General features: G+C 68.4%; 15 protein-coding genes and 2 pseudogenes. 8 read left to right on the forward strand and 9 right to left on the reverse strand.

What is annotated here, in order from left to right:
• Positions 1 to 98 precede the first annotated feature (98 nt).
• Positions 99 to 1745, forward strand: coding sequence for an IS1634 family transposase (locus tag RNZ50_21505; GenBank protein MDT8857571.1), 1647 nt, complete (start codon positions 99 to 101; stop codon positions 1743 to 1745).
• 76 nt (positions 1746 to 1821) lie between these two features.
• On the opposite strand, the pseudogene RNZ50_21510 reads toward RNZ50_21505, so the two are convergent.
• From RNZ50_21510 to RNZ50_21520, 3 genes and pseudogenes are all read right to left on the reverse strand, one after another.
• Positions 1822 to 2031 (reverse strand): annotated as a pseudogene (locus RNZ50_21510) (H-NS family nucleoid-associated regulatory protein).
• Between the two features lie 123 nt (positions 2032 to 2154).
• The gene (locus RNZ50_21515; protein ID MDT8857572.1) at positions 2155 to 2709 is read right to left on the reverse strand and encodes an ActR/PrrA/RegA family redox response regulator transcription factor; all 555 of its coding nucleotides are present in this window, start codon (positions 2707 to 2709) and stop codon (positions 2155 to 2157) included.
• A 76-nt stretch (positions 2710 to 2785) separates the two neighbouring features.
• On the reverse strand, positions 2786 to 3400 hold the full coding sequence (locus tag RNZ50_21520) for an SCO family protein (GenBank protein MDT8857573.1): 615 nt from the start codon (positions 3398 to 3400) through the stop codon (positions 2786 to 2788).
• A 110-nt stretch (positions 3401 to 3510) separates the two neighbouring features.
• On the opposite strand from RNZ50_21520, the gene RNZ50_21525 reads away from it, so the two are divergent.
• From RNZ50_21525 to addA, 7 genes and pseudogenes are all read left to right on the forward strand, one after another.
• Complete coding sequence (locus RNZ50_21525) at positions 3511 to 4899, forward strand: ActS/PrrB/RegB family redox-sensitive histidine kinase (protein MDT8857574.1); 1389 nt, start codon at positions 3511 to 3513, stop codon at positions 4897 to 4899.
• 123 nt (positions 4900 to 5022) lie between these two features.
• Positions 5023 to 6606: a PAS-domain containing protein gene (locus RNZ50_21530; protein ID MDT8857575.1), complete on the forward strand. Its 1584-nt coding sequence runs from the start codon at positions 5023 to 5025 to the stop codon at positions 6604 to 6606.
• A gap of 41 nt (positions 6607 to 6647) precedes the next feature.
• Positions 6648 to 7130, forward strand: a complete 483-nt coding sequence (gene tsaE / locus RNZ50_21535) for a tRNA (adenosine(37)-N6)-threonylcarbamoyltransferase complex ATPase subunit type 1 TsaE (protein ID MDT8857576.1) — start codon at positions 6648 to 6650, stop codon at positions 7128 to 7130.
• Positions 7123 to 8139, forward strand: coding sequence for a phosphotransferase (locus tag RNZ50_21540; GenBank protein MDT8857577.1), 1017 nt, complete (start codon positions 7123 to 7125; stop codon positions 8137 to 8139). Before tsaE ends, RNZ50_21540 begins: the two co-directional genes overlap by 8 nt.
• Entirely contained in the window at positions 8115 to 8816 is a 702-nt protein-coding gene (locus RNZ50_21545; GenBank protein ID MDT8857578.1) for a nucleotidyltransferase family protein, read from the forward strand. Before RNZ50_21540 ends, RNZ50_21545 begins: the two co-directional genes overlap by 25 nt.
• The gene (gene addB / locus RNZ50_21550; protein ID MDT8857579.1) at positions 8809 to 11739 is read left to right on the forward strand and encodes a double-strand break repair protein AddB; all 2931 of its coding nucleotides are present in this window, start codon (positions 8809 to 8811) and stop codon (positions 11737 to 11739) included. Before RNZ50_21545 ends, addB begins: the two co-directional genes overlap by 8 nt.
• Positions 11736 to 15004: pseudogene (gene addA, locus RNZ50_21555) on the forward strand (double-strand break repair helicase AddA). Before addB ends, addA begins: the two are co-directional and overlap by 4 nt.
• A 1-nt stretch (position 15005) precedes the next feature.
• Here the strand turns inward: addA and RNZ50_21560 are convergent.
• The 6 genes from RNZ50_21560 to RNZ50_21585 are packed head-to-tail and all read right to left on the reverse strand — an operon-like array spanning position 15006 to position 21934.
• Entirely contained in the window at positions 15006 to 16691 is a 1686-nt protein-coding gene (locus RNZ50_21560; GenBank protein ID MDT8857580.1) for a hydantoinase B/oxoprolinase family protein, read from the reverse strand.
• Positions 16684 to 18714 (reverse strand): hydantoinase/oxoprolinase family protein, encoded by a 2031-nt coding sequence (locus RNZ50_21565; GenBank protein ID MDT8857581.1) that lies wholly within the window; start codon positions 18712 to 18714, stop codon positions 16684 to 16686. Before RNZ50_21565 ends, RNZ50_21560 begins: the two co-directional genes overlap by 8 nt.
• Positions 18715 to 19410 (reverse strand): ABC transporter ATP-binding protein, encoded by a 696-nt coding sequence (locus tag RNZ50_21570; GenBank protein MDT8857582.1) that lies wholly within the window; start codon positions 19408 to 19410, stop codon positions 18715 to 18717.
• Positions 19411 to 20112, reverse strand: coding sequence for an ABC transporter ATP-binding protein (locus tag RNZ50_21575; GenBank protein ID MDT8857583.1), 702 nt, complete (start codon positions 20110 to 20112; stop codon positions 19411 to 19413).
• Entirely contained in the window at positions 20109 to 21056 is a 948-nt protein-coding gene (locus RNZ50_21580) for a branched-chain amino acid ABC transporter permease (GenBank protein MDT8857584.1), read from the reverse strand. The genes RNZ50_21575 and RNZ50_21580 overlap by 4 nt, the downstream gene beginning before the upstream one ends.
• Positions 21053 to 21934 (reverse strand): branched-chain amino acid ABC transporter permease, encoded by an 882-nt coding sequence (locus RNZ50_21585; GenBank protein ID MDT8857585.1) that lies wholly within the window; start codon positions 21932 to 21934, stop codon positions 21053 to 21055. The genes RNZ50_21580 and RNZ50_21585 overlap by 4 nt, the downstream gene beginning before the upstream one ends.
• Positions 21935 to 21962 lie beyond the last annotated feature (28 nt).

Genomic DNA, 21962 nt, shown 5'->3' on the forward strand with positions numbered 1-21962 from the left:
AGCTCGCCCCAAGATGGCTTTTGCAACGTATCTGTAGTTACACGCCCTAGCGATAAATTCCCTTTATTTTCAGCGGTTTTTCCTCTATTCTGCATTCCATGTTTACGCGCGTCACAGAGTCCGGCGGTCGCCGCTACCTGCAGATTGTCGAGTCGTTCCGCAACGATGCGGGCAAGTCGCGGCTGCGCGTCGTGGCCAATCTCGGTCGGCTGGATGCGTTCAAACTGGGACAGCTCGATGCCCTCATCAACGGGCTGAACCGTGCAGCCGGGCGCGCTGAAAATACGGCGTCGGATGTCATCTACGATGCCTCCCTCGGCTACGGCGACGTCTTCGCCCTTCACGAGCTTTGGAAGGATCTCGGCTTTGATCGCGCCCTGCAGCGCGCCCTGCGATCCGGGCGCAGGGAGATCGACGCTGAGGCCCTGATCCGCGCCATGGTGTTCAATCGGCTCTGCGCCCCGGACAGCAAGCTCGGGTGCCTGCGCTGGCTCGAAACCGTGGCAATGCCCGCGATGCCACAGGGCGTCACCCACCAGCATCTGCTGCGTGCCATGGATGCGCTGATGGACCATGCCGAGACTGTCGAGGGCGCGCTCGCCCGTCAGATCAGGCCCCTCGTGGATCATGATCTGGCCATTGTCTTCTATGATCTGACCACCGTGCGCATCCACGGGGAGGGGAGGGTCGACGACGATCTGCGCGCCTTTGGCATGAACAAGGAAACCGGCGGCATCGCCCGCCAGTTCGTCCTCGGCGTCGTGCAGACCGCCGAGGGCCTGCCTCTGATGCATACGGTCCACCCCGGCAATGTGGCTGAAACCAAGACGTTGCAGGCCATGCTCAAAACCGTGCTGCAGCGTTTCCCCATCCAGCGTATCATCTTGGTGGCGGACCGTGGCCTGCTGAGCCTCGACAACATCGGTGAGCTCACCGCCATGGCCGATCATGGTGGCCGCAAGCTCGAGTTCATCTTGGCCGTGCCGGCCCGCCGCTATGGGGAACTCGTCGAGACCTTCCGTGGGTTGGCTTTCGTGGAGGGTCTTGCCGAGGCTGCCTTTGCTGGCAACCGGCTCATCGTGGCTCAGGATCCCGACCGGGCAGCGCTGCAATCGGCCAAGCGGCGGGAGCGGATAGCGGAGCTGGAAACCATGGCCGACAAGCTGGTGACACGGCTGGATGCACAGGACGCCGGCGAGACCGCCCGCGGTCGCCGCGCCTCCGACCGGGGCGCCTACAGCCGCTTCACCCGCGCCGTGGCAGAGGCCGAGCTGACCCGCTTCATCAAGGCCGACTATACCGCAGACCGCTTCAGCTGGGCCGTGGACGAGGATGCCATCACCCAGGCAGAGCTCTTCGATGGCAAGCTGGCGCTTCTGACCAACGCTCCCGACCTCACGCCCGCGGAGGCAGTCACCCGCTATAAGAGCCTGGCCGATATCGAACGCGGCTTCCGCGTCCTGAAATCCGATATCGAGATCGCGCCGGTTCATCATCGCCTGCCAGACCGCATCCGCGCCCATGCCTTGATCTGCTTTCTCGCCCTCGTGCTCTACCGCGTCATGCGCATGCGCCTGAAGGCCAAGGGACACGCCGGCAGCCCTCGCACGGCGCTCGACCTGCTGGCTCGCATCCACAGGCATCAAGCCCGTATCGCGGAAAAAACGTTCCAAGGAACCACCACGCCAACCCCGGCGCAACTCGAGCTTTTTGATGCCCTGAGCCTGCCAAAACCCGCCCGATAGGGCCCCGTAGTTACATTTTTGGCTATTACGCCATAATAATATCAATCACTTACGCGTTTAACTGTCGAACTTGGGTGGCATACTTCGCGGCTGCCGGGGCGCGTTTGCGCGACGGCGCAACGCCCGTCAGTTCCGAAAGCGAGAAACCCATCTCGCGGGCCCGCTCCTCAAGATCCGCGAGGGCGTCTTTTTTCTTTCGGTCTTCATAGGATGCAATTGCCTTTGCAACCTGCACCTGAAGGTCTTTCAGTTCCTTCAGCGTCAGCGCGTTCAAGTTCTTGTCCACGAGTCTATCCTTGTATCATCCCCATATCAATTTAATCCAACTCGCGGATAAACTCAAGATAGCCTGAATACCCAAAAGGGCCCCGGAATACCGGAGCCCTCGATTGGCGAAATCACGCTTACTTTACTTTGGGCTGCGCTTGGCGAGGATGCGCTGCAACGTGCGGCGATGCATGTTCAGGCGGCGGGCGGTTTCGCTGACATTGCGTTCGCACATCTCGTAAACGCGCTGGATATGCTCCCAACGGACCCGGTCGGCCGACATCGGGTTTTCCGGCGGCGGCGGCAGGGTTTCACCGCGTGCCAGCAGCGCATTGGTCACCTCGTTGGCATCGGCGGGTTTGGAAAGGTAATCCGTCGCGCCGATCTTCACCGCGGCAACTGCCGTCGCAATCGCGCCATAGCCGGTCAGAACCACGATCCGGCAATCGGGACGCCGTTCGCGCAAGATCTCGACCACGTCAAGGCCGTTGCCATCTTCCAGCCGCAGGTCGACCACGGCGTAGGCCGGGGGACGCGCCTGCGCAATCGCCTTGCCGGCCGCAACACTGTCAGCGGTTTCCGGGATGAAGCCGCGCTTTTCCATGGCTTTGGCAAGACGCTTCACGAAAGGCTCGTCGTCATCGACAAGCAGAAGCGTCCTGTCGGCCCCAAGCTCGGCGCCCAATTCCTCAACCATGCTGACATCCCCTGTCCTGCGCGTGTCCGCAGACCGTAAGCCCATTTTGCGCAGAGGTCAAACCGCGCTGACATATTCAACCGGCATTGAGCACGCAAGCCACACGTTCGGCCATCTGGTCCGGCGTGACCTCGCGTTTGAAGAAATCGACGAAGCCGGTTCCGGGCAGCACCAGATAGGTGAAAGTGGAATGGTCGATCAGATAGTATTCCTCTGTCGGGTCCTGGATCTTGAAGTATGTCTTGTAGGCCAGCGACGCCGCCTTGACCTGTTCGAGGCTGCCGGTCAGACCGACCATCCGGGGGTGCATGTTGTCGGTGAACTCGGCCATCACTTCGGGCGTGTCGCGCGCCGGATCGACCGAGATGAACACCGGCGTCACCTCCAACCCCTGTTCTTCCAGAATATCCACCGCTTCGGCATTGCGGGCATTGTCGAGCGGACAGACATCGGGGCAGAAGGTGTAGCCGAAATAGACCAGCGACGGCCGGGTGATCACCTCGGCATCCGTGACCGTTGCCCCGGTTTCGTCGATCAGGGTGAACGGCCCGCCGATCGCGCCCCCGGCGACCTGCCCGCCGCGGCATTCGCTGTAGATGTCGGCCCCGCCGCGGAAGAACGCCGCCCAGACGGAAACGCCCACAATCACCAGCGTCATGGCCGCAGCCAGCCCTGCACTCAGCCTCGTCATCGGTTGCCGCCTCCACATGCCGCCCGCGTTCTTTCGGGCGGCACCATTGAACCAGCAAGCGGCCTCGCTTAACAAGGGGCAATATCGACCTGCGATCGCAAGGGCATTTCATGTTCTCTCCCAAACTCGGCCTGCTTTCGCGGGAAACCCATGGCGACTGGGTCCGGCTGCGCACCCTGATCGTGCTGCGCTGGATGGCGGTCACCGGTCAGCTTGCCGCGATCACGGTGGCCGACCGCATCACCGGGCTCGCGCTGCCGCTCGGGCTTTGCTACCTGGCCGTGGGGGCGGCGATCATCGCCAACCTGGTGTCGATTTTCGTCTATCCCGAGAACAAGCGCCTGTCCGAGGGCGAGGCGCTGATGACGCTGCTGTTCGATCTGGCCCAGCTATCGGCGCTGATCTTCCTGACCGGCGGGCTGACAAACCCGTTCGCGCTGCTGCTGCTGGCCCCGGTGATCATTTCCGCCAGCGCGCTGCAACTGCGCACCACGCTGATGCTGGGGCTGATCGCGATCGGGATGGTGACCTTCGTTGCAAGCTACAACCTGCCCCTGCATTTCCAGACCGGAGAGATGCTGGTCATTCCCGAGCTGTTCGAGTTCGGGTTCTGGCTGTCGATCGTGATCGGCATCCTGTTCCTCGGGCTTTATTCGCGGCGGATCGCGACCGAAATCCGGTCGATGTCCGAGGCGCTGCTGGCCACCCAGATGGCGCTGGCACGCGAACAGAAGCTGACCGACCTTGGCGGGGTGGTGGCGGCTGCGGCGCACGAACTCGGAACACCGCTGGCCACGATCAAGCTGGTCAGTGCCGAAATGATCGAGGAACTGGATGAATGGCCGGACCTGCGCGACGATGCCCGGCTGATCCGCGATCAGGCAGACCGGTGCCGCGACATCCTGCATTCGATGGGCCGGGCCGGGAAGGATGACCTGCATCTGCGGCAGGCCCCGCTGGACGCCGTGCTGCGCGAGGCCGCCGAACCGCACATCAACCGCGGCAAGACCATCCTGTTCCGGCTGGAACCGGGCGTGGGCGGCGAGCGGCGCCAGCTGAACGTCCGGCGCCCGCCCGAGGTGATCCACGGCTTGCGCAACCTGATCCAGAACGCAGTCGATTTCGCCCGAAGCACCGTCTGGGTCGAGGCGCGCTGGACCCGCACGCGGATTCTGGTCCGGATCAGCGACGATGGCGAGGGCTACCCGCCGCATCTGATCGGCCGGATCGGCGACCCGTTCGTGCGCAGCCGCCGGTCGGAACAGGATCTGGCGAAGCGCCCCGAATACGAAGGCATGGGTCTTGGCCTGTTCATCGCCAAGACCCTGCTGGAACGCTCGGGCGCCGAACTGACCTTTGCCAACGGCACCGACCCGTTCCTGCGGCCCGACGAACGCCCCGTTCGCTGCGGCGCGATCATCGAGGTGGTTTGGCCGATCGAACGCCTGCTGGCCCCGACCGACCAGCCGCTGGGCGAGAACACGAGGTTCGAGACCTAGTCGCTTGTAAAAATGGCGCCATTCTCTTTTCTTCCAGTCGCCCGGTTCCGCCTTTAATCTTCTGTTAACTTTCTCCTCTCACGGTTGCTCCTGATCGGGGCTTTTCTCTTTTGGGGATTCGGCATGCAAGTGGACTGGGTGCTCGGCCTGGAGCTTCTGGCGACGGCCGTGTTTGCCGCGGTGGCGGGATTGCTGGCGCTTGCAGCCCTTCAGGCGCGCGGCGCCGCGTCAAGGGGGGCGATCTTCACAGAAACGGCCGGGGGCACCACCTTCCTGTTCGATGGCGAAACGCTCGTCGATGCCACGCCCGGCGCGCGGGCCCTTCTGGCGCAAAGTCACGGCAAGGGTTCGCCGTGGGCCCGGCTTCTGGCGGTGCTCGGCCCGCGCTTCCCGGCGTTCGAGACCCGGCTTGGCGCGCTGTCGGGCGAAGGGCGGATTGCGCTGGCATCGGTCGATTCTGGGCAGGCCCCGCTGATGCTGCGCGCCGAACTGCGTGGCGGTCTGACCCGCATCACCCTGCTCGACCCCGAGGCAGAAACCAATCCGCCCGGCGCCGACCCCCTGACCCAGCGGGTGATCGAGGAAGAACTGGCACAGTTGCGCTCGACCGTGACGCAAGCCCCGATGATGATCTGGCGCGAGGCGGCGGGCGGCGACGTGGTCTGGGCCAATTCGGCCTATCTGCTGCAAGCGGCACGAAGTCTCGACCCCGGGCAGGATCTGGGCTGGCCCCTGCCGCGCCTGTTTGAACGGACGGCCAGCGCGCAGGGGGCTTCGGGGCAGCGTCAGCGGCTGGAACAGCCCGGCGGCGGGGCGGTCTGGTTCGACCTGATCAGCTATCCCGATGGCGAGGGGCGGCTGGTCTTCGGCCTGCCTGCCGATGCGGCGGTGCAGGCCGAAGGCCACCTGCGCGACTTCATGCAGACGCTGACCAAGACTTTCGCGCATCTGCCCATCGGCCTTGCGATCTTCGACAACCAGCGCCAGCTTGCCCTGTTCAACCCTGCCCTGATCGACCTGACCGGCCTGCCGCCGGACTTCCTGTCGCTGCGCCCGACCCTGTTCGCGGTGCTCGACGCGATGCGCGACCGCAACATGATTCCGGAACCCAAGGATTACCGCGGTTGGCGCAAGCAGATGAACGAGCTTGAAAAAGCGGCATCCTCCGGCACTTACGAAGAAACCTGGAGCCTGCCTTCCGGTCAGACCTACCGCGTGATCGGCCGCCCGCACCCCAACGGCGCGCTGGCCATGATGTTCGAAGACATCTCGAACGAGATGTCGCGCACCCGGCGGTATCGCGCGGATCTCGAGCTTGGGCAGGCGGTGATCGACGCGATGGATGATGCCATAGCCGTCTTTTCGCAGGCGGGCCTGCTGGTGATGTCGAATGCCGCCTATGCAACGCTCTGGGGCCATGATCCGGCGGCGGGTCTCGGCGACGGGGCGATTGCCACGCTGGCCGCGCATTGGCGCGACAATTCCGCCCCCTCGCCGATCTGGTCGGAGGCCGAGCGTTTCGTGGCGACACTGGGCGAAAGGGCCGCCTGGGGCGGCGACGCCCGGCTGGCCGACGGCAGGCTGGTGTCGTGTCGGTTCTCCGCGCTCGCGGGCGGGGCCTCGCTTGTCACGTTCCGGCCCGCGGCACCGGTCGAAGGCACCGCCCCGGCCTTTGCCACCGCAAGGGCCGTGCGCCGGTCTGCCTGACGGGCTTGCGGTGCCCCGGCGGGCGGCGATAAGGTCGCGCCATGCCGGTCGCTGCTTCGCTTTCGCTGTTCCTGCCTTCGGACGAGGCAACGTCCCGGCTGGGGCGCTGGCTGGCACACGCCTTGCAGCCCGGCGACACCCTGCTGCTTTCGGGCGCGATCGGCGCGGGCAAGACCCATCTCGCACGCGCCCTGATCCGCGAACGGCTGGGTCATGCCGAAGACGTGCCGTCGCCGACCTTCACCCTGGTGCAGACCTATGACGCAGGGGGCGTCGAGATCTGGCACGCCGACCTTTACCGCCTGTCGCACCCCGATCAGGTGGTCGAACTGGGGCTGGAGGCGGCGTTCGACACCGCGGTCTGTCTGATTGAATGGCCGGAAAGGCTGGGCTCCCTCGCCCCCCCGGGCGCGCTGCACCTGCATCTTCTGGCTGAGGCCGACGGGCGGCGCGTCACCCTGTCCGGCGCAGGCCGTGCCGCCCTGCTTGACAGGCTTTCCCGCGAATGGGGCGCGCATGTCTGACCGCGCCGCCCTGTCGCGGGATTTCCTCGCCCGCTCCGGCTGGGGCGATGCGGATCGCGCCTTCCTTGCGGGCGATGCCTCCGACCGGTCTTACGACCGGCTGCGGCGCGGAGGACAGACCGCCGTGCTGATGGATGCCCCGCCGGGCAAGGGCGACGACCCCGCCGTCTTCCTGCGGATCGCGGCCCATCTGCGCGGCCTCGGCCTGTCGGCGCCAGAGGTGCTGGCGCAGGATCTGGCGCATGGCTTCCTGCTGCTGGAGGACCTGGGCGATGCCCTTTATGCCCGGCTGATCCCTGCCGATCCGGCAGCCGAGATGCCGCTTTACGCCGCCGCAACCGATGTGCTTGTGCATCTTCAGGCGCATCCCGCCCCCGACGGCCTGCCCGACCTTTCGGCAGGGGACTGGGCGCGCGCGGCGGATTTCGCGCTGGACTGGTATCGCCATGCCATCACCGGCGACCGCTGCGATACCGGGCCCTTGGTCGCCACGCTGGCCGACCTGCTTGCCACTTACGCCGACGGCCCGCGCGTGATGATCCTGCGCGATTACCACGCCGAGAACCTGCTCTGGCTCCCTGGGAGCGAGGGGCTGCGGCGGGTCGGCCTGCTCGATTTCCAGCTGGGGCAGATGGGCCAGCCGGGCTACGATCTGGTCTCGCTGTTGCAGGACGCGCGCCGCGACGTGTCGCCGGAAACCGGGGCCGCGATGATGGCGCGGTTCACCACGGCGACCGGGGCCGACCCCGAAAGCTTCGCCCGCGCCTGTGCCGTGCTTGGCGCCCAGCGCGCCCTGCGCATTCTGGGCATCTTTGCCCGGCTGTGCCTGAAGGACGGCAAGCCGCAATACCTGCGGCTGATCCCGCGCGTCTGGGGCCAGTTGCAGCAGAACCTCGCGCATCCCGCGCTGGCCCCGTTGCGCACGATCTGCGACAGGCTGTTGCCGGAGCCCACCCCCGACCGGCTGGAAAGGATCGGCAGGCAATGCGGAACGACCCCGAAGCCCTGATGCTGTTCGCCGCCGGTTTCGGCACCCGGATGGGTGCGCTGACCGCAGACCGGCCGAAGCCGCTGATCCCGGTGGCCGGGCGGGCACTGATCGACCATGCGCTGGCGCTGGCCGATGCGGCGGGCATCACGCGCAAGGTGGTCAACCTGCACTACCTGCCCGACCGGCTTGCCGCCCACCTTGCCGCCCGCCCCGATGTCGCCCTGTCCTGGGAGCGTGACCGGATCCTCGATACCGGCGGCGGTTTGCGGGCGGCGCTGCCGCTGCTGGGCGACGGCCCGGTGCTCACGCTGAACACCGATGCGGTCTGGACGGGGCAGAACCCGCTGACACAACTCCGCGCCGCCTGGGATGGCGCGCGGATGGATGCGCTGCTGCTGGTCTTGCCGGTGGGCGCGGCGCAGGGGCACCCCGCCCGCGCCGACTTCACGCTCGACGGGCAGGGCCGGATTGCGCGGGCCGATGGGGCCGAGGGCTTGGTGTATCTTGGCGCGCAGATCATCCGCCCCGACCTGCTGGCGGGGTTTGCCGAGGCCAGCTTCTCGCTCAACCTGCTGTGGGACCGGCTGATCGGGCAAGGCCGGGCCTACGGGCTTATCCATCACGGCGGCTGGTGCGATGTCGGCCGCCCCGAAGGCATCGCGGATGCCGAAGCCCTGCTGGCTGCCGATGTTTGACATGCCCGGCCCCCGCCTGTTCGCGCTGCCGCCCGGTGTCGATTTCCCGGCGCTGCTGGTGCAGGGTCTGCGTGAAAGGCTGGCGGGCCAGCCGCCCGAGGCGATGGCGCAGGTGCAGCTTTTCGTCAACACCCAGCGGATGCGACGGCGGATCACCGACCTGTTCGCCGCGCAAGGTGCCGGTTTCCTGCCTCGCCTTCGGGTGGTCACCGATCTGGGGCCAGAGGCGGCGCTGGCCGGTCTGCCCCCCGCCGTTCCGCCGCTGCGGCGCAGGCTGGAGCTTACGCAGCTTGTCGCGCGCCTGCTGGATGGGCAACCCGATCTCGCCCCGCGCGCCGCGCTTTACGATCTGGCCGACAGCCTCGCCACCCTGATGGACGAGATGCAGGGCGAAGGCGTCAGCCCTGCCACGATTGCGGCGCTCGACGTGTCGGACCATTCGGCGCACTGGCACCGCACGCAGGCGTTCATGGCCATCGTCGCGCCGTTCTTCGCCGGAACCGAGGCGCCCGATTCCGAAACCCGGCAGCGAATGGTGGTCACGGCGCTGGCCGCCAGCTGGGCCGCAGATCCGCCGCCGGGGCCGGTGATCGTGGCAGGCTCCACCGGGTCGCGCGGCACCACGGCGCTCTTGATGCAGGCGGTGGCCGGGCTGCCGCAGGGCGCGCTGGTGCTGCCGGGGTTCGATTTCGACCTGCCGGGCACGGTGTGGCAGGGGCTTGGCGATGCGCTGACCGCAGAGGATCATCCGCAGTTCCGCTTCCGCCGCCTGATAGATGCCTTGGGTCTTTCCCCCGGCGACGTGGCGCCATGGGTTACGGCGGATGCGCCCAGCACGGCGCGCAACCGTCTGATTTCGCTGTCATTGCGCCCAGCCCCCGTCACCGACCAATGGCTGACCGAAGGCAAGCGTCTGCCCGATCTGGGGCAGGCGACGGAAGGCATGACCCTGATCGAGGCGCAAACGCCAAGGGCCGAGGCGCTGGCCATTGCCCTGATCCTGCGCCATGCCGCCGAGCAGGGCCGCCGGGCGGCGCTGATCACCCCCGACCGCAACCTGACCCGACAGGTCACTGCGGCGCTGGACCGCTGGGGCATCCTGCCCGACGATTCCGCCGGGCGGCCGCTGGCGCTTTCGGCACCGGGGCGGCTGTTGCGCCATGTCGCGGGGCTGATCGGGCAGCGCCTGACCGCCGAGGCGCTGCTGACCCTGCTGAAGCATCCGCTGACCGCCAGCGGGGCGGCCCGGGGCACGCATCTGCGCTTCACCCGTGATCTGGAACTGAAGCTGCGGAAATACGGGCCGCCCTTCCCCACCGGCGCGGTGCTGACTGAATGGGCGGCCACCCGGCCCGACCCGCTGGCACTGCCCTGGGCCGAATGGCTGGCCGGGGCGCTGGCGGGCCTGGAAACCATCGGCCCGCGCCCGCTGTCCGACCATGTGGCACAGCATCTCGCCCTGACCGAAACGCTGGCGCGCGGCCCGGATGGCGCCACCTCCGGCGGCCTCTGGCTGGAAAAGCCCGGCGAGGCGGCACTGGCCGCGATGGCCGAATTGCAGCGCGAGGCCCCGCATGGCGGCACCCTGACCCCCGCCGACTACCGCGCCCTGTTCGAGGCTATCCTCGCCAAGGGCGAGGTGCGCGAGGATGTCCAGCCCCACCCGCATCTGATGATCTGGGGCACGCTGGAGGCGCGGGTGCAGGGCGCCGATCTGGTCATCCTCGGCGGGCTCAACGATGGCATCTGGCCGCAGATGCCGCCGCCCGACCCGTGGCTGAACCGCCAGATGCGGCTGCGTGCCGGGCTCTTGCTGCCCGAACGGCGGATCGGGCTGTCGGCGCATGACTATCAGCAGGCCATAGCCGCGCCCGAGGTGGTGCTTACCCGCGCGCTCCGCGATGCCGAGGCGGAATCCGTGCCCTCGCGCTGGCTGAACCGCTTGCAGAACCTGCTGGGCGGCTTGCCCGCGCAGGGCGGGCCGCTGGCGCTGGCGGCAATGCAGGGGCGCGGGGCGGGCTGGCTGGCGCTGGCCGCGCGGCTGGAACTGCCCGAGGCGACCTTGCCCCCCGCCAAGCGCCCCGCGCCGCGCCCCCCGGTCGCCGCCCGGCCGACCGAACTGGCGGTGACCGGCATCCGCACCCTGATCCGCGACCCCTATGCGATCTATGCCCGCTACATCCTGCGGCTGAAGAAGCTCGACCCGCTGAAGCAGAGCCCCGATGCCCGGCTGCGCGGGTCGCTGCTGCACACCATCCTGGAACGCTTCGTGAAAGACCGGCCAGAGGAAACGCGCGCCGAGGCCCGCCTCCGCCTGATGGATATTGCCGAACAGGTACTGGTGACCGAGGCGCCGTGGCCCGCTGCCCGTGCCCTGTGGCGGGCGCGGCTGGACCGGTCCGCCGATTTCTTCCTGACCGCCGAGGCGGCGCAGGCCGGTGTGCCGCTGGTGATCGAAACCCCCGGCCACGTCACCCTGACCCCCCTGCCCTTCACCCTGACCGCCAAGCCCGACCGGATCGACGCGCTGCCCGATGGCCGGGTGCACATTCTCGACTACAAGACCGGCGCGCCGCCGACCGCCAAGATGCAGGCCGCCTATGACAAGCAACTGTTGCTGGAGGCCGCGATGGCCGAACGCGGCGCCTTTGCGGCACTGGGTGGCCCGCGCGAGGTAGCGCGGATCAGCTATATCGGGCTGGGGGCCAGCCCGAAGGTCGAGGAAACCGTGATCTCGCAAGACATGCTGGGTCGCGTCTGGGAAGACCTGCACCGGCTGATCGCCCGCTATCTGACCCATGATCAGGGCTACGCAGCCCGCCGCGCGGTGTTTGAAGAACGATTTCCCGGCGACTACGACCACCTTGCCCGCTACGGCGAATGGGAGATGAACGCCTGGCCAGAGCCGGAGGATGTGGGATGAGGCGCAACGATGCCTCCGAACGGCAGGTGCAGGCGGCGGACCCTGCCGCCTCGACCTGGCTGTCGGCCAACGCCGGTTCCGGCAAGACCCGCGTGCTGACCGACCGGGTGGCGCGGCTCTTGCTGAACGGGGTGGAGCCGGGGCGCATCCTGTGTCTGACCTATACCAAGGCCGCCGCGTCCGAGATGCAGAACCGCCTGTTCCGCCGCCTGGGCGGCTGGGCCATGCTGGAGGATGACGCGCTGCGCCGGGCGCTGGCCGAGCTGGGTCTGGAAGGCGGCGTTGCCCCGGAAAAGCTGGCGCAGGCACGGCAGCTCTTCGCCCGCGCCATCGAGACGCCGGGCGGGCTGCGCATCCAGACCATCCATTCCTTCTGTGCCTCCCTGCTGCGCCGCTTTCCGCTGGAGGCCGGCGTGTCGCCGCAGTTCACCGAGCTTGACGACCGCGCCGCCAGCCTCTTGCGCGACGCCATCGTGGAGGACATGGCCGAAACTCTGGCCCCGCAGGCGGTGGCCGACCTTGCCGCCGCCTATACCGGCGAGGATTTCGGCAATGTCGCGCAGGAAATCGCCAACCGCCGCGCAGGCTTTGCCCGCCCGATGGATGCCGCCGCCTGCCGCGCGCTGTTCGGCCTGCCCGACGGCGTGACGCCCGGCACGGTGCTGGACTCCGTGTTTCTGGGCGGGGAGGCGGAGTGGTTGGCCGATGTCGCAACCGTGCTCGCCCGGGGGTCGACGACAGACCTGAAGGCGGCTGCGGCGCTGGGTGCGATGACCCTTTCCGCGCCCGATCTGGCGACGCTGGCCGCGCTGGAAGACCTTTTCCTGACCGGCGGCAAGACCAAGGAGCCCTTCACCGCCAAGCTCGGCAGCTTCCCGACCAAGGACACCCGCGCCGCCCTCGGCCCCCTGCTCGACCGCCTCGAATCCCTGATGCTGAGGGTCGAGGCCGCCCGTGCGCCACGCCTTGCCCTTGCCGCGGCCGAACGGGCGCGGGTGATGCACGCCTTCGCCGCCGCTTTCCTGCCGCTTTATGCGGCGCGCAAGGCGGCGCGGGGGGCGCTCGATTTCGACGACCTGATCACCCGCGCCAAGGCCCTGCTGACCGACCCGTCGGTGGCGCAATGGGTGCTGTTCCGGCTGGATGGCGGCATCGACCACATTCTGGTGGACGAGGCGCAGGACACCAGCCCCGACCAGTGGCGGGTGATCGAGCTGCTGGCGCAGGAATTCACCGCCGGGCGCGGCGCGCGCGACACGCTGCGCACGATCTTCGTGGTGGGCGACAAGAAACAGTCGATCTATTCGTTTCAGGGTGCCGATGTCGCCGCCTTCGACAAGATGCGCGGCCTGTTCCAGACCCGGCTGGCCGAGGCGGGCACCCCGCTGCACAGCCTGTCGCTGGAACATTCGTTCCGCTCCTCGCCCGCGATCCTGCGGCTGGTCGATTTCACCTTTGACGAGCGCACGCGGGCCGATCTGGGCGGCGAGGTCCGGCATCTGGCGTTCAAGGACGCGATGCCGGGGAAGGTGGAGCTGTGGCCCGCCATCATCCCCGCCGAAAAGCCCGCCGAGAAGGAATGGTTCGACCCGGTCGACCTGATCTCTGACGAACATCACGCGGCGCGGCTGGGCCGGGCGGTTGCGGCGCGGATCAGGGCGATGATCGACGAGGGTCAGCAGATCCCCACCGATGCCGGCCCGCGCCCGGTGCATGAGGGCGACTTTCTGATCCTGGTGCGGCGTAGGTCCGACATCTTTGCCGAGGTGATCAGGGCCTGCAAGGCCGCCGGGCTGGCGATTGCCGGGGCCGACCGGCTGAAGCTGGGGGCGGAACTGGCGGTGAAGGATCTGGCCGCGCTCTTGGCCTTTCTTGCGACGCCCGAGGATGACCTGGCACTGGCCGAGGCGCTGCGCTCGCCCCTGCTGGGCTGGACGGAACAGCAGCTTTACACGCTCGCCCACGGCCGCAAGGGCTATCTGTGGGAGGCGTTGCGGGGCGGCGATCACCCCGAAACGCTGGCGATCCTGCGCGACCTGCGCGATCAGGCCGATTTCCTGCGCCCCTTCGATCTGATCGAACGCGCCCTGACCCGCCACGACGGCCGCCGCCGCCTGCTCGCCCGGCTGGGGGCCGAGGCCGAGGACGGGATTGACGAACTGCTGTCGCAGGCGCTGTCCTATGAACGCAACGACGTGCCCAGCCTGACCGGCTTCCTGACCTGGCTGCAGACCGACGATGTCGAGGTCAAGCGCCAGATGGATTCGGCGGGGGCGCGGATCCGCGTCATGACGGTGCACGGCGCCAAGGGGCTGGAGGCGCCGGTGGTCATCCTGCCCGACACCGCCGACCTGACACCCCGCGAGCGCGACGAGCTGTTCGCGCTGGAAGACGGCCCGATGGTGTGGAAAACCCCGGCCGACGCCAGCCCGCCCGCCATCGCGGCGGCGCGTGAGGCGCGCAAGGCCCGCGCGGCAGCGGAAAGCCTGCGGCTCCTCTATGTCGCGATGACCCGGGCGCAAAGCTGGCTGATCGTGGCTGCGGCGGGCAAGGTCGGCGGCGCATCGTGGCACGACCTGATCCGACGCGGGATGGAAGCGGCGGGGGCGGTGGCCGATGCGGGCGGGCTGAGCTACACGGTCGGCGATTGGCCCGCACCTCAACCGCTGGCCGCCCCCCACCCGCCGCGCCGTCCTCCCTGCCCGGCTGGATGCGCCGCCCGGCCCCGGCCGTGCCGGTGCTGCCCGACCTGCTGTCGCCCTCGGGCCTCGGCGGAGCCAAGGCGCTGCCGGGCGAGGCGGGGCTGGACGAGGCTGCGGCCAAGGCACGCGGCACCGCCCTGCACCTGCTGCTGGAGCATTTGCCGGGCCTTGACCCGTTGCGGTGGCCCGGCATGGCAGCGGCCTTGCTGGGGGATGCACCCGACCTGCCCGCCGTTCTGGCCGAGGCAGAGGCGGTACTGGCGGCGCCCGACCTAGCGTTCCTGTTCGCCCCTGACGCGCTGACCGAGGTGGCGATCACCGCCGATCTGGACGGTCGCCGCCTGCTGGGCACCATCGACCGGCTGCTGGTGGCCTCCGATCATGTACTTGCCATCGACTACAAGTCCAACGCGGTGATCCCGGGATCGGTGGCCGAGGTGCCGGAGGGCATCCTGCGCCAGATGCGCGCCTATGCGCAGGCACTGGCGCAGATCTACCCCGGCCGGAGGGTGGAAACCGCGATCCTGTGGACGCGGGCGGCGCGCCTGATGCGGCTGCCCTAGATTAGTCGGCACCTTTTCCGAACAACCGTTCCGCTTCCGTCTGCGTATAGCGTCCCAGCCGCACATCCTCGGCCACCGCCGCGCGATCCCGCCGGGCCGGATCACCGTACCCGCCCCCGCCGGGCGTGCGCACCCGCACCCGGTCGCCGGGGGCAAGGGCGATGTCCTGCGCCTTGGACAGGTGTTCTGGCACCATCACCACGCCGCCGCGCGTCACCTCGACCCGGTTCACCCCGCCATCGCCGCCGCCCCGCGCGCCCTGCGGCCCGACCCGGCCATGATCCATCACGAAACTCGCCCGCGCCGAACCACGCAGCAGTTCGATCTCGTAATCCAGCCCGAGGCCGCCGCGGTGCTGCCCGGCCCCGCCCGACCCCTCGTGCAGCGCGTAGCGGCGGTACAGGACGGGATAGGTCTGCTCCATGATCTCGACCGGCGGCGCCTTCGAGATGCCGATTGTCGAACATCCGTTCGATAACCCGTCATGATCGGCATTCCCGCCGTAGCCGCCGCCCGAAATCTGATACATGACATAGTCGCGGCCCTTTTCGGGGTCGTGCCCGCCCAGCCCGAAATTACCCGAGGTGCCGGCCGGGGCCGCCGTCACCCGGTCCGGCAGGGCCTGCACCAGCGCGGCGAACACCGCCTCGGCAATGCGCTGGCTGACCTCGGCGGCGCAGCCCGATACCGGGCGGGGATAGTGCGCGTCAAGGAACGTCCCCTCGATGCCCGTCACCGCCAGCGGCTCGAACGCGCCCGCCGAAATCGGCACATCCGGGAAGATATGGCGCATCGCCAGATAGACCGACGACAGCGTGGTGGCGCGGACCGAGTTCATCGGCCCCATGCAGGGCGGCGACGACCCGGCGAAATCGAAGGTCAGCCCATCGCCCGCCCGCGTCACCGCCAGGGCGATGGTCAGCGGCTCATTCACCACCCCGTCGCTATCCACGATCGCCGTCGCCCGATACGCCCCCTCGGGGATCAGCGCGATGTTGGCCCGCATCTGCCGCGCCGCCAGCACCCGCATCTCGGAAATCGCCGCCGTCACCGTGGCATCGCCGTAACGGTCCAGCAGCGCGCCCAGCCGCGCCGCCCCCACCAGCAGCGCCGAGGCCTGCGCCTTCACATCGCCGATCCGCTGTTCAGACACCCGGATGTTGGAACAGATCACCTGCCACAACTCGGCATCCATCACGCCCTTCTTGAACAGCTTGACCGGCGGCAGGCGCAGCCCTTCCTGTTCGGCGCTGATCGCGCTGGCCGAAAACCCGCCCGGCACGGCGCCGCCGGTATCGGGCCAGTGCCCGGTGTTCGACAGCCAGCAGTACAGCGCCCCATCCCGGTAGAACGGCATGGCAAAGCGCACGTCCATCAGATGCGTGCCGCCCAGATAGGGGTCGTTGACGATGTAGATGTCGCCCGGTTCCGGCGGCAGGGTCACGCCGGATGCGATGCGCTCGACGATGTGGCGGGTGGAAAACTGCATGGTGCCGACGAACACCGGCAGCCCGCGCGCCCCCTGCGCGATCAGCGCGCCGTCGGTGGCGGAGTAGATGCCGTCCGACCGGTCGTCGGCTTCAGCGATCACCGGCGAGAAGGCGGCGCGGGAAAAAGTCAGGTCCATCTCGTCGCAGACCTGTTGCAGGCCGGCCTGGATCACGGCGAGGGTGACGGGGTCAAGCATCGCGGCCTCCGACATGGATGATCAGGTTGCCCTGCGCGTCGCCGGTCACTTGATCGTCGGGGGCGACGACGATGGTGGTATCCATCTGCTCGATGATCGCTGGGCCGTGCAGGTCCAAGGCCAGCGGCAGGTGGTCGCGCCAGTAGACGGGCGTGTCGATCCAGCCGCCGAACCACACCGGCCGCCGCCCGGTCTGCGCCTCTGGCAGGCTACGGCGGCCTGCAGGGTCGATCAGACGGGAAAGGTCGATCTCGGGGCGCTGGCCGATCACCGAGCAGTTGAGGTTCACCAGATTGGCCCGGATCGTCGGCAGATCGACATGGAAGCGGGCGTGATAGGCGGCCTCGAACAGCCCTTGCAGCTCGGCCCGCGACGGGCGGCCATGCGGCAGCGGCACGCGCAGCAGATGGGTCTGGCCGACAAACTGCATCTCGGCCGAACAGGCGGCGCGCACCCCGGTCAGCGCCAGCCGCTCGGCACTTATCAGCGCGCGGCCCTCGGCCTCCTGCGCCGCCCAGATGCCATGCACCGCCTCCATGTCGGCCAGATCCAGCGGTCGGTTGAGCGTGCGCACGAAATCGTGCCGCAGGTCGGCCACCACACAGCCCAGCGCGTTGGTGATGCCGGGGCGGGCGGGCACCAGCACGCGCGGGATCGAAAGCTCCCGCGCCAGCGCCGTGGCGTGCAGTGGCCCCGCCCCGCCAAAGGCGAACAGCGCGAAGTCGCGGGGGTCGGCCCCCATGGAAATGGAAACCATCCTTATCGCCCCGGCCATGTGGGTGTTGGCAATGCGGATCACGGCTTCCGCCGCCTGTTCCACCCCCAGCCCCAGCGGCGCGCCGATCTGGTCGGCCATCGCCGCCCGAGCCGCCGCCGCCCCCTGCCCGAAGCGTTCCGGCGACAGGCGGCCCAGCAGCAGGTTGGCGTCGGAAATCGTGACCCGCGTGCCGCCCCGGCCATAGCAGATCGGGCCGGGGGTGGAGCCCGCACTTTCCGGCCCGACCCGCAGCATCCCCCCGGCATCGACCCGCGCCACCGACCCGCCGCCCGCCCCCACGGTGCGCACATCGACCATCGGCACATGGATCGGCATGGCATATTCGATCTCGATCTCGTTCGAGACCGGGGCGCGGCCATCGCGGATCAGCGCAACATCTGTCGAGGTGCCGCCCATGTCATAGGTGACAAGGTTCGCCATCCCGGCACGCACCCCGGTATAGACCGCCGCCATCACGCCCGAGGCGGGGCCGGACATCACGGTCTTCACCGCCTCGCGCGCCACCCGGCCAGCCGCGACCATGCCGCCGTTGCCGTTCATCACCAGCAGGTCGCGCGCATAGCCCCGCCCCGCCAGCTCCGTCGCCAGCCGGGCAACATAGCGCTCCAGCATCGGTTGCACCGAGGCATTGACCGCCGCCGTCACCCCGCGCTCATACTCCCGGCTTTCCGACAGCAGCGAGTGACCGGTGGTGATGTAGGGCGTGGGCCAGATCTCGGCGGCCACTTCCGCCGCGCGCAGTTCATGGGCCGGGTTGGCATAGGCGTGCAGGAAATGGATGACGACCGATTCACACCCCGCCGCGATCAGGTCGGCAAGTGCTGCCCGCAGCGCGCCCTCGTCCAGCGGGGTCAGCACCCGGCCCTGCGCGTCCATCCGTTCCGGCACCTCAAGCCGCAGGTCGCGCGGGATCACGGGGGTGAAGCGCCCGGTCATGCCATAGGGTTGCGGCCGGGTGCGGCGGCCAAGCTCCAGCACGTCGCGAAAGCCCTGCGTGGTGATCAGCCCGGTGCGGCACAGGTTGCGTTCCAGCACCGCGTTGGTGGTGGTGGTGGTGCCATGCACGATCAGGTCGATGTCGGCCAGCGCCGCCTCTGCCGCGTCAAACGCCGCCAGCACGCCGAACGCTTGATTGTCGAGCGTGGTCGGCACCTTGGCCAGCCGCACCGCGCCGGTCGCGGGGTCGAGAATCACCAGATCGGTGAAGGTGCCCCCGACATCGACGCCTGCCACCAGACCTGCCATCTAGACCCCCACATAATGCTGGAACTGCGGCGCATCATGCGTCAGGCCTGCGGCGGGCAGCACCTCGGCCACCTGCCCTCCGACCACGAAGGCCACCCGGTCGGCGACCGACAGCACCGCATCGACCCGCTGTTCCACCAGCACCGTCGCCACCCCGGTCGCCTTCAGCGCCAGCACCGTTTCGCGGATCAGCGCGATCATCGAGGGTTGCAGACCCTCGGTCGGCTCGTCCAGCAGCAGCACCTTTGGGTCAAGGCACAGCGCGCGGGCAATCGCCAGCATCTGCTGCTCGCCCCCCGAAAGGGTCGAGGCCTGCTGGCCCAGCCGTTCGCGCAGGCGGGGGAACAGCGCCAGCACCCGCTCGCGCATCGCGGCGCCATGGTGCCGGGCCATCAGCCCGATCTCGATGTTCTCGGCCACGGTCATCTCGCCGAACAGCCGCCGCCCCTGCGGCACGTAGCCCACGCCACGGCGCGGCACCTCATGCGCGGGCAGGCCGTGGATCGCCTGCCCGTCCAGCGTCACCGACCCCGCCGACAGCCGCACCTGCCCCATGATGGCGCGCAGCATCGTGGTCTTGCCCGCCCCGTTGCGCCCCATCACGCAGGTAACCTCGCCCGCCCGCGCGTGCAGCGTCAGGCCGCGCAGCACCTGCACGTTGCCATAGCCCGCATCCACCGCTTCCAGCCGCAGCATTCAGCCCCCCAGATAGGCGGATTGCACCGCCCTGTTGGCGCGCACTTCCGCAGGCGTGCCCTGCGCCAGCTTTTCGCCAAAGTTCAGCACGGTGATGCGCTGCGCCAGATCCATCACCACGTCCATGTTGTGCTCGATCAGCAGCACCGTGGTTTCCGGCACCACCGATCTGACCAGCGCCTTGAACGCGTCAATCTCGGCATTGGCCAGCCCCTGCGTCGGCTCGTCCAGGATCAGCAGCCTTGGCCGCAGCGCCAGACCCATCGCGATTTCCAGCAGCCGCTGATGGCCGTAGGACAGCGTGCCCGCCTCCTGATCCGCCCGCCCCTCCAGCCCGACGCGGGCAAGCGCGGCCAGCGTTTCCGCGTGCAGATCGGTCGCGCCCCGCCGCTGCACCGCCAGCGCCACATTGTCGAACACCGGCAGGCGGGCATAGATCGCGGTGATCTGGAAGGTGTAGGCGATGCCGCGCAGCACCCGCGCATGGGCGGGCAGGCGGGTGATGTCCTGCCCGTCGAACAGGATGCTGCCCGCCTGGGCCGCGATCCGCCCCGACAGCAGGCTGACGAAGGTGGTCTTGCCCGCGCCGTTCGGCCCGATGATCGCGTGAATCTCGCCTTGGCAAAGGTCGAAATCCACCGCCTCCACCGCGCGCAGCCCGCCGAAATGGCGGGTCAGCCCGCGGGCCTGCAACAGCGTCACGGCAGCCATCGCCACAGCCTTTCGCGCAATGCCCCGAGGATGCCCCGCGGCGCGAACAGCACCAGCACAAGCAGCGCCACCCCCACCACCAGCAGATGCGCGGTGGTGTAGCTGCTGGAAATGTCGATCAGGTAGAACATCACCGTCACCCCGATCAGCGGCCCCAGCACGGTGCCCGCCCCGCCCAAGAGCACCCAGAGCAACGGCAGGATCGAATACTGGATGCCCGCAAAACTCGCCCCGACATAACCGAACAGCAACGCATACCCCGCCCCCGCCGCCCCGGCGTAAAGGCCCGAGATGCCCAGTGCCAAAAGCTTCACCCGAAAGGGGTCATAGCCCAGCATCCGGCTGCGCTCCTCGTTTTCGCGCATCGCGATCATCACCCGCCCGGTGGACGAGCGCACCAGCGCGAGGTTGACCAGCAGCGCCACCGCAAACAGCCCGAAGGCCGCAAGATAGCGCGGCGTGTCGCTCGAAAGATCAAACCCCAGCAGGTTGCGGGCCGCCTGCGGGATCACGAAACCCTCGTCACCCCCCGTCACCGCGCCGAAGTAGAGGATCGTCAGATACCCGGCCTGCGCGAACATCAGCGTCACGATCATGAAGCTGACCCCCGCCGTGCGCAGCGCGAGCAGCCCCACCGCCACCGCCACCGCACCCCCCGCCAGCAACCCCAGCGGCAGCGCCGCAGCCGCCCCCAGCCCGAACAGCGAAACCGCAAGGCCGGTGCCGTAAAGCCCGGCGCCAAAGAACAGCGCGTGACCAAGGCTCAGAAGCCCGGTGTAGCCGAAGGCGATGTTGTAGCCCATGGCATAGACCGACAGCACCATGATCCGGGCCATGTTGGTCTGGTGATACGACGGCAGCACATATTGCGCGCCGAACAGCACCGCCAGAACCGCCAGATGCAGGGCCCAGTCTCGGGCGCGCAGGCCGGTCATGCCAGCCGCTTTCCGAACAGCCCCTGCGGGCGGAACACCAGCACCAGCGCCACGAACAGCGTCGCCAGAATCTTTGCCAGCGTCGGCGAGAAGAACATCGAGATCACCCCGTCCGACAGCCCGATCACCAGCGCCGCAACCAGCGTGCCGCGCAGCGAGCCCAGCCCGCCGATGATCACCACGATGAAACTCAGCAGCAGCGGGTCGTGCCCCATCAGGTAATGCGCCTGGCTGATCGGCACGATCAGCACCGCCGCCACCGCCGCAAGGCCGGCGCCGAGCGCGAACGTCCCGGCATAGACCCGGTCGACGTTGATGCCGAAGGCCCGCGCGGTGTCGCGGTCAAGCTGCGTAGCGCGCATCACCAATCCGGTGCGCGAGCGGGTCATGAACAGCCACACCCCGGCCAGGATCACCGCCGCCGCCGCGACCACCGCCAGCTTGTAACCGGAATAGCCGAACCACGGAAACTGGATTCGCCAGATGAACGGCGCCTCCACCGGCCGCGCATCGGGGCCGTAGAAGGTCAGCGCCGCCTGTTGCAGGATGTAAAGCAGCCCGATGGTCGCGACGATGGTCGCCTCGGGGTCGTAGTTCAGCCGCTTCAGCACCAGCACATCGGCCAGCGCCGCCACCGCGCCCACCAGAAGCGGGCACAGGATCAGCGCCACCGCAAAGGCCACCCAGGGCGGCCCCGGCACCCATTGCGTGACGAACCACGCCGCCACTGCGCCCAGCATGAAGAATTCGCCATGCGCGACGTTGACCACCCGCATCACGCCGAACACCAGCGAAAGGCCCACGGCGGTCAGCGCCAGCACGGCGGCGGCGACAAGCCCTTCCATCAGGGCCAGAAGAAGGAACGGTCCGAAATCCATGGGGATGCGGGGGCGCTGCCGCCCCCGC

This window comes from Paracoccaceae bacterium Fryx2 (assembly GCA_032334235.1).
Taxonomy (GTDB): Bacteria; Pseudomonadota; Alphaproteobacteria; order Rhodobacterales; family Rhodobacteraceae; genus JAVSGI01.

Excerpts from the sequence above, each read along its gene's own strand:
- RNZ50_21515 (MDT8857572.1), bottom strand. The coding sequence starts at position 2,709 with ATGGTTGAGGAATTGGGCGCCGAGCTTGGGGCCGACAGGACGCTTCTG.
- RNZ50_21570 (MDT8857582.1), bottom strand. The coding sequence starts at position 19,410 with ATGCTGCGGCTGGAAGCGGTGGATGCGGGCTATGGCAACGTGCAGGTG.
- tsaE (MDT8857576.1), top strand. The coding sequence starts at position 6,648 with ATGCCGGTCGCTGCTTCGCTTTCGCTGTTCCTGCCTTCGGACGAGGCA.
- RNZ50_21585 (MDT8857585.1), bottom strand. The coding sequence starts at position 21,934 with ATGGATTTCGGACCGTTCCTTCTTCTGGCCCTGATGGAAGGGCTTGTC.
- RNZ50_21565 (MDT8857581.1), bottom strand. The coding sequence starts at position 18,714 with ATGGCAGGTCTGGTGGCAGGCGTCGATGTCGGGGGCACCTTCACCGAT.
- RNZ50_21545 (MDT8857578.1), top strand. The coding sequence starts at position 8,115 with ATGCGGAACGACCCCGAAGCCCTGATGCTGTTCGCCGCCGGTTTCGGC.
- RNZ50_21540 (MDT8857577.1), top strand. The coding sequence starts at position 7,123 with ATGTCTGACCGCGCCGCCCTGTCGCGGGATTTCCTCGCCCGCTCCGGC.
- RNZ50_21560 (MDT8857580.1), bottom strand. The coding sequence starts at position 16,691 with ATGCTTGACCCCGTCACCCTCGCCGTGATCCAGGCCGGCCTGCAACAG.
- RNZ50_21580 (MDT8857584.1), bottom strand. The coding sequence starts at position 21,056 with ATGACCGGCCTGCGCGCCCGAGACTGGGCCCTGCATCTGGCGGTTCTG.
- RNZ50_21525 (MDT8857574.1), top strand. The coding sequence starts at position 3,511 with ATGTTCTCTCCCAAACTCGGCCTGCTTTCGCGGGAAACCCATGGCGAC.
- RNZ50_21530 (MDT8857575.1), top strand. The coding sequence starts at position 5,023 with ATGCAAGTGGACTGGGTGCTCGGCCTGGAGCTTCTGGCGACGGCCGTG.
- RNZ50_21505 (MDT8857571.1), top strand. The coding sequence starts at position 99 with ATGTTTACGCGCGTCACAGAGTCCGGCGGTCGCCGCTACCTGCAGATT.
- addB (MDT8857579.1), top strand. The coding sequence starts at position 8,809 with ATGTTTGACATGCCCGGCCCCCGCCTGTTCGCGCTGCCGCCCGGTGTC.
- RNZ50_21520 (MDT8857573.1), bottom strand. The coding sequence starts at position 3,400 with ATGACGAGGCTGAGTGCAGGGCTGGCTGCGGCCATGACGCTGGTGATT.